The following is a 6,294-nucleotide window of genomic DNA, read 5'->3' as shown; positions in this document are numbered from 1 at the left end:
TAAGTTATTAAGTTTTAAGTTTTAAGTGGTTAAGTTTTAAGTGATTAAGTTTTAAGTGGTTAAGTTTTAAGTGGTTAAGTTTTAAGTTTTAAGTGATTAAGTTTTAGGTGGTTACTTAAAACTTAAAACTTAACCACTTAACACTTAATTACTTATTCCTTCTTTGCCTAACGATTTCATACATGGCGATACCGCCGGCCACCGACGCGTTGAGGGAGTTGACGTCGTCTTTCTGCGGAATGGCCACAATCCAGTCGCATTTTTCCCGGACCAGCCGCCGGACGCCGCGGTCCTCGCCGCCGATGACCAGTGCCATGGGGCCGGTCAGGTCGGCATCATAGAGGGACACCCCGCCGGAGCGGTCAAGCCCGGCCACCCAGATGCCGCTTTCCTTGAGCCGGTCGATGGTCCGGGCGATGTTGGTCTCGCGGACGATCCGCATGCTTTCCATTGTCCCGGCCGAAGCCTTGGACACGGCCGGCGTGGGCGAAGCGGCGTTGTCGCCGGGAATGATCACGGCGTCCACACCGGCGCAGGCCCCGGTCCGGATCAGGGCGCCCAGGTTGTGCGGATCCAGAATGCCGTCGGCGATCAGCAGAAAAGTGTCTCCTGAAACGGCCTTTATCGCCGGCACGTCGTCCAGGGCGCTCAGCGGGTACCGGCCGACCTCGGCCGCGACCCCCTGGTGGGCGTCTGATCCGGTCATCCGCTTTAATTGATCGCCGCTGGTCACGATGACCGGTACGCCGATCTCGGCGGCCCGGCCGCGAACCGGGTCCGGATGTTTTTTATTCCGCTCCGATCCGGTCACATAAATCGCGTAAACCGTCCGGCGGCCGGCCGCAAGCGCGGCCATGACCGGATGAACGCCGTACAGTATTTCTCTTTTATGGCCGTCTTTCACCGGATACCGTTATCCTTTCGGGTTTCTGGAAGGCTGAACAGGTTGTCCAACAACCTCAAGCGATCGTCATTCCGGACGAGATCCGGAATCCAGAAGAATGAATCATATCAATATTTATACTGGGTCCCGGCTCACGTTCCGCTTCGCTCCACAGGCCGGGATGACGAATTAACGGACAGCCGGTGACGCCTTCCGCTACGGTTAAGGGCACCTCGATACCCTTAAGACGACCGGTAACCGGCGACAACGGCGATCAACTGATCGATGGCCGTGTCCAGGTCATCATTGACGATGACATGGTCAAAATCATGGCGCCGGGCCATTTCCTGCTGGGCGGCCGCCATACGCACGTCCATGGCCGCGGGGTCATCACCGCCTCGTGTCTCCAACCGCCGCCGCAGTTCCTCCAGGGAAGGCGGCAGAATGAAAATCCGGACGCTGTCGGGATAGCGGGCATGGATCTGGTCGGCGCCCTGGACATCGATGTTCAGCACCATGTCGATTCCGGCCGACAGCTTCTCCTCGATGGCGTCCGCGGCGGTTCCGTAATAATTGCCGTGGACCCGGGCCCACTCCACCCATCGATTGGTATCGATCCCGGCCCGGAACTGTTTTTCGTCAATAAAATAATAATCAACGCCGTTTTGTTCTCCCGGCCGGGGTGCGCGGGTGGTATAGGACACGGAACGGACCATATCCGGCAGCCGCTCCAGCAGACCGGCGCAGAGGGTGGTTTTACCGGCAGCCGAAGGGGCCGAAACGATAAACAGCCTCCCCCGCCGGTGAGGGCCGGATTGTCCTGATGCGTTTTTGTCTGGCTGCTGAAAAATGGTCATCATGTCTTGCCTGCCGCGACGGCTACTCCTCGTCAATCAGCCCCTGTCCGTTGATGGCGGCAAACCGCTGCGAAACCGTATCCGGATTGATGGCCGACAGCACCACGTGGTTGCTGGACATGACAATGATGGATCGGGTCTTGCGGCCCTGGGTGGCATCGATCAGTCGCCCGGCTTCAGCGGCATCGTTTCTCATCCGCTTGACCGGCGCGGAGCTGGACGAAATAATGGCCACGACCTCCTCGGCCACGATGCGGTTTCCAAACCCGACATTCAAAAGCTTTTGCGGCATTTCCACCCCATAATCAATCGACCCTTATTTTTTATTGTCATAGCAATGAATATGCCCCTGGCGTCCTTTATAATCCTTGACGCACTGCCCGGCTCCCAGCAGCAGCGCCAGCCGGTTGCCCAGCCGGTCGGGAATAATGCCGCGCAGGGCCACGGGCACCTTCAGTGTCCGCGGCCGGGCCACAACCTGCTGCCCCCGCTTGAGAGCGCTCTCCACAATGGCCCGGGCGATGATATCATGATTTTTGACCGGCGGCGTGATGAGCGCGCCCAGCCAGTTGAGCTTGAACCCCTCGAACATGCCGGTGAGAATGTTGCCGGGATGAATGGAGGAAAAACGCACGCCCTTTTTGCCCATGGCCTGGGCTTCCATGCGCAGCACATCGGTCAGCCCCCAGGTCGCCCACTTGGAGGTGACATAGGCGGCCAGCCCGGGCGTGCTGACGAAGGCGACCCCGGAAGCCACATTGACAATGTGCCCGGAATCCCGCTCGAGCATTTCCGGCAGGACGGCATGGATGGTGTAAAACAGGGAATTGACGTTCACATCCATCTGGCGGACAGCCTCTTCCACCGGCCGCTCGGTAAAAAATCCCGGCCGCACGAAAGCGGCATTGTTGATGAGAATGTCGATCCGGCCCATGTCCTGCCGGGCCTTTTCAACCAGGGCGAGTACCCGATCCCGGTCGGAGACATCCGCCGTGTAAGCAAACACCCGGCCGCCGGAAACGGTTTCCAGTTCCTTGACGGCGCCGGCCAGAGCCGGTTCATTGATGTCCCAGATGGTGACATCACACCCCTCGGCCAGGAGCCGCCGGGCGGTGTCCAGCCCGACCCCCATGGCCCCGCCCGTGACAATGGCCGTCTTTCCCCGTAAATTGATCATGATCTTCTCCCCTCTGACTGTGGCCTTATGTTTCCCCGGCTGCCCAATTCATCATTCCACATTCTGGACCTGCTCCCGCAGCTTCTCCAGCTCGATTTTGGCCGTGACCACCCTTTCCGAAACATCCGGGTTGCCGGTCTTGGAGCCCATGGTATTGAATTCCCGGTTGAACTCCTGAAGCAGAAAATTCAGTTTCCGGCCGCAGGGCTGATCATCCGCCACGGCCTTGCGAAACTGGTCAATATGGCTTTCCGCCCGGACAATTTCCTCGGAGATGTCGGCCTTGTCCACGTAAAAAGCGGCTTCCTGGGCGATTCGCGTCTCGTCGATCTGGACCATTTCATTGACCAGGGTGCGGACCCGCTCTCTCACCCGCTCGTAATATTCCGCCATCAGGTCGGCGCTCCGGCCCCGGACAAAAGAAACAATCGTCTCCAGCGTGTCCATTCGCGCCGACAGGTCGGCGGCAAGGAAAGCGCCCTCTTTCCGGCGCATTTCATTCAGGGCCTCGATGGTTGTTTCCACGGCTTCCCGGATGCAGTTCCATTCAAATTCACCCGGGGCCTCGGGTTCCCGGGAGGTAATCACCCCCTCGGCCCTGGCGATCAGATCCAGAGGGATTTCGCCGTTTAAGCCCAGGGTGTCCCGCAATTGAACCAGGGCATTATGATAACCGGCGGCCCGGGCGGCATCCACTTCGTAGCGAACGGACGGCTGATCCCGCTCATCCCGGATGAAAAGGGACATCTCCACGCGGCCGCGTTGAATGCGCTGGGAAATTAACTGCTTGATGTCGCCCTCGCAATGGCGGTACCGGGCCGGCAGCCGGATACTCGCATCCAGATAGCGGCTGTTATAGGTACGGATCTCGCAATCGACCACAAACCCGTTCCGCTCCGTCCTGGTTTCCGCGAACGCGGTCATGCTGATGATCATAAACAATCCTCTGGCTTCCCGGCCCCTTGAGCCCTCGAACCCTCATTTTTCAGGTCTATGACGTATCGGTTCCTGACCTGGGTTAAAAACGACTGCATGGCGCCATCGGCATAATCCGGATACGTCCAGGGAAGTGATTGAAACGCCTTGTCATAATACAGCAGGGTCAGGTCGGCGTAAATCCCGTTGCCGATGTAAATCCGATGGGCGAAATTCTTGCCGGTAGCCAGCACAAAGCGCTCCCGGAGCAAGTACCCGGGATCGATGTTGACCGCCCGCTTTCCGTCCCGGGTGTAAGTTTTCTCGATTTCGTTGGTGATTTGCTTGATCCCGGCCAGTTGATCCTGACCAATAAGATTCTGAAAGCCGAACATGCGCCGGGAAAGCGGCGAACCAAATTCCGCGTTATAATAGGTGGTAAAGTCAAAATCAAACCACCGGCTGACCAGGCCGACCGGTCCGAACCGGTCCGTCAGGTCTCCGGCTACCGGTTCCAGCAGATCCTTGCGGCCGGTAAGAATTCCAATGACCAGTCTGGCCGGATCCGGCTGGGCGGGGATACTCATTTTGCATCGTCCAGCGGGACGGCTTCCTCGATCAGCATGATGGGAATATCGTCCCGGACTTCATACTTCAGCTTACAGGCATCGCAGATCAGCCAACTGCCGGTTTCGTCCATGCGGATGTCGCCCTTGCATTTCGGGCAGGCCAGAATGTCCAGAAGCGCCTGTTTGACGGTCATAATTACCTCTTGCTGTTGGGGTGTGGATAATAATGGAACCGGTTATACCAAACCGCGGGGAGTCATGCAAAAGGAATACGCCCGTCAATCAAAAAATTTCCTGAATTTTTCCTTGCAATCAGGCCTCTCCCCCATTATGGTGACGAATATTTGAGAACTGAAGAACGGACAGCGGTTTGTAAATTAAGGAATGTGTCATGGGAAAAACTTTTCACAAGGGCAACAGAGAGTCTCAACTCCTTTCCAGAATCGAATCCTCCAAAAATTTCGAACGGCGATCAACCATATCCCGGGTCAGAGATATAGCGGACCAGCTTGCTTCCAGTATCACCTCCAAGCTCGTGGAAACCGGCCTGGTGGAGACATCCAGCCAGAACAGCCTGGAAACCCTGATTCACGGGTGCCTGGAAGAGCTCACCCGCTCCGATGATTTTGATATCGACTTCTGCGTCGCCCCCTTCCGGGATATCACCCTCAACCCCAATATTGTCGCGCTGTATGTCACGGCCTTCGTGATTGAAAAGGTTATCAACCACAAGGATACCGTGGATGTTTTCGGTTCGGATGAAGACATTTACACCTGCATCAGCCAGCAGGTGAAGAAACATATCCCTGAAAAAGGATAATGCGACCGACCTTTCAGCCCCTGCTCGTCAACGATCCCTTTGACGACCCCTGCCTGTATATCAACTGCATCTTCCAAAACCGGGCCGTCATCTTCGATCTGGGCGATATCCACGCCCTGTCCCCCGGAGAGATACTGAAAATAAGCCACTGTTTTATCAGCCATACCCATATCGATCACTTCGCCGGCTTTGACCGACTGCTGCGTCTTCTTCTGGGCCGGGACAAGACCATTCATCTCTTCGGGCCTGAAAATTTCATTAATAACATGGAAGGAAAACTGGCCGGGTACACCTGGAACCTGGCGGCCAACTATGCCGAAAGCCTGACCCTTCATATCACGGAAATCCGGACGGACGGTATGAGAACCCGGATCTGCCGGTGCCGTGACCGTTTTCAAGCCGTCGAGGAGGAGGACAGGCAGCCTTTCACCGGCCTGCTGTGGACGGAACCGGGCTTTTCCGTTTCCGCCATCATCCTTGACCACGGCATTCCCTGCCTGGGATTCCGCCTGAATGAACGGTTTCACATCAATATCAAAAAGACCGCTCTGGCCGGTCTCGGCCTGGAACCGGGGCCATGGCTGAATGTTTTCAAACAGCTCCTCTTTTCCGGCTATACCGAAGAAACCGAAATCACCATTCCGGGGGAAGACGGCCCCCGGGTGTTCCGGGTGACGGAACTGGCCGGGAACATCGCTCTGATCACACCCGGTCAGACGATAACTTATATCACCGACGTGGTTTCCAGCGACGAAAACAACAGGAAAATAGTTGAATTTGCAAGTGGTTCCGATCATCTCTTTATAGAGTCCCATTTTCTGGACGAAGACCGGGAAACAGCCCGGGCCAAATTTCATCTGACCGCTGCCCAGGCCGGCCGTATTGCCGCGCTTTGCGGCGCCAAACGGCTGACCACGTTTCATTATTCGCCGCGGTATATCGATCGGCGGGAGGAGGTTGAGCGGGAAGCGGGAAGAAGTTTTAAGTGATTAAGTGTTAAGTTTTAAGTGGTTAAGTTTTAAGTTTTAAGTGGTTAAGTTTTAAGTGATTAAGTGTTAAGTGATTAAGTGTTA

The 6,294-nt window shown here is 56.2% G+C and carries 9 protein-coding genes; 2 read left to right on the top strand and 7 right to left on the bottom strand.

The window, feature by feature from the left end; genetic code table 11:
* Window positions 1-148: 148 nt before the first annotated feature.
* From rlmB to AB1724_20350, 7 genes are all read right to left on the bottom strand, one after another.
* Window positions 149-904: a 23S rRNA (guanosine(2251)-2'-O)-methyltransferase RlmB gene (gene rlmB / locus AB1724_20380; protein ID MEW6080175.1), complete on the bottom strand. Its 756-nt coding sequence runs from the start codon at window positions 902-904 to the stop codon at window positions 149-151.
* A 221-nt stretch (window positions 905-1,125) separates the two neighbouring features.
* Entirely contained in the window at window positions 1,126-1,743 is a 618-nt protein-coding gene (gene gmk / locus AB1724_20375; GenBank protein MEW6080174.1) for a guanylate kinase, read from the bottom strand.
* 19 nt (window positions 1,744-1,762) lie between these two features.
* On the bottom strand, window positions 1,763-2,032 hold the full coding sequence (locus AB1724_20370) for a DUF370 domain-containing protein (GenBank protein MEW6080173.1): 270 nt from the start codon (window positions 2,030-2,032) through the stop codon (window positions 1,763-1,765).
* 24 nt (window positions 2,033-2,056) lie between these two features.
* Window positions 2,057-2,917: an SDR family NAD(P)-dependent oxidoreductase gene (locus AB1724_20365; GenBank protein MEW6080172.1), complete on the bottom strand. Its 861-nt coding sequence runs from the start codon at window positions 2,915-2,917 to the stop codon at window positions 2,057-2,059.
* A gap of 51 nt (window positions 2,918-2,968) precedes the next feature.
* Window positions 2,969-3,853 (bottom strand): YicC/YloC family endoribonuclease, encoded by an 885-nt coding sequence (locus AB1724_20360; protein MEW6080171.1) that lies wholly within the window; start codon window positions 3,851-3,853, stop codon window positions 2,969-2,971.
* Window positions 3,850-4,419: a DUF4416 family protein gene (locus AB1724_20355; GenBank protein ID MEW6080170.1), complete on the bottom strand. Its 570-nt coding sequence runs from the start codon at window positions 4,417-4,419 to the stop codon at window positions 3,850-3,852. Before AB1724_20355 ends, AB1724_20360 begins: the two co-directional genes overlap by 4 nt.
* Window positions 4,416-4,595: a Trm112 family protein gene (locus AB1724_20350; protein MEW6080169.1), complete on the bottom strand. Its 180-nt coding sequence runs from the start codon at window positions 4,593-4,595 to the stop codon at window positions 4,416-4,418. Before AB1724_20350 ends, AB1724_20355 begins: the two co-directional genes overlap by 4 nt.
* Before the next feature lie 197 nt (window positions 4,596-4,792).
* Between AB1724_20350 and AB1724_20345 the strand changes: the two genes are divergently transcribed.
* Complete coding sequence (locus AB1724_20345; protein ID MEW6080168.1) at window positions 4,793-5,221, top strand: hypothetical protein; 429 nt, start codon at window positions 4,793-4,795, stop codon at window positions 5,219-5,221.
* Window positions 5,221-6,210, top strand: coding sequence for a ribonuclease Z (locus AB1724_20340; GenBank protein ID MEW6080167.1), 990 nt, complete (start codon window positions 5,221-5,223; stop codon window positions 6,208-6,210). Before AB1724_20345 ends, AB1724_20340 begins: the two co-directional genes overlap by 1 nt.
* Window positions 6,211-6,294: the final 84 nt, after the last annotated feature.

The sequence above is a fragment of the Thermodesulfobacteriota bacterium genome, from assembly GCA_040753795.1.
Taxonomy (GTDB): domain Bacteria; phylum Desulfobacterota; class Desulfobacteria; order Desulfobacterales; family Desulfosudaceae; genus JBFMDX01.
Note: the sequence above shows the minus strand (reverse complement) of the source record. Positions and strands in the feature narration are given on the sequence as shown.

Bases quoted from the DNA above. Each gene is read 5' to 3' on its own strand.
- gmk (MEW6080174.1), bottom strand. From the start codon at position 1,743: ATGATGACCATTTTTCAGCAGCCAGACAAAAACGCATCAGGACAATCC.
- AB1724_20370 (MEW6080173.1), bottom strand. From the start codon at position 2,032: ATGCCGCAAAAGCTTTTGAATGTCGGGTTTGGAAACCGCATCGTGGCC.
- AB1724_20365 (MEW6080172.1), bottom strand. From the start codon at position 2,917: ATGATCAATTTACGGGGAAAGACGGCCATTGTCACGGGCGGGGCCATG.
- AB1724_20360 (MEW6080171.1), bottom strand. From the start codon at position 3,853: ATGATCATCAGCATGACCGCGTTCGCGGAAACCAGGACGGAGCGGAAC.
- AB1724_20355 (MEW6080170.1), bottom strand. From the start codon at position 4,419: ATGAGTATCCCCGCCCAGCCGGATCCGGCCAGACTGGTCATTGGAATT.
- AB1724_20350 (MEW6080169.1), bottom strand. From the start codon at position 4,595: ATGACCGTCAAACAGGCGCTTCTGGACATTCTGGCCTGCCCGAAATGC.
- AB1724_20345 (MEW6080168.1), top strand. From the start codon at position 4,793: ATGGGAAAAACTTTTCACAAGGGCAACAGAGAGTCTCAACTCCTTTCC.
- AB1724_20340 (MEW6080167.1), top strand. From the start codon at position 5,221: ATGCGACCGACCTTTCAGCCCCTGCTCGTCAACGATCCCTTTGACGAC.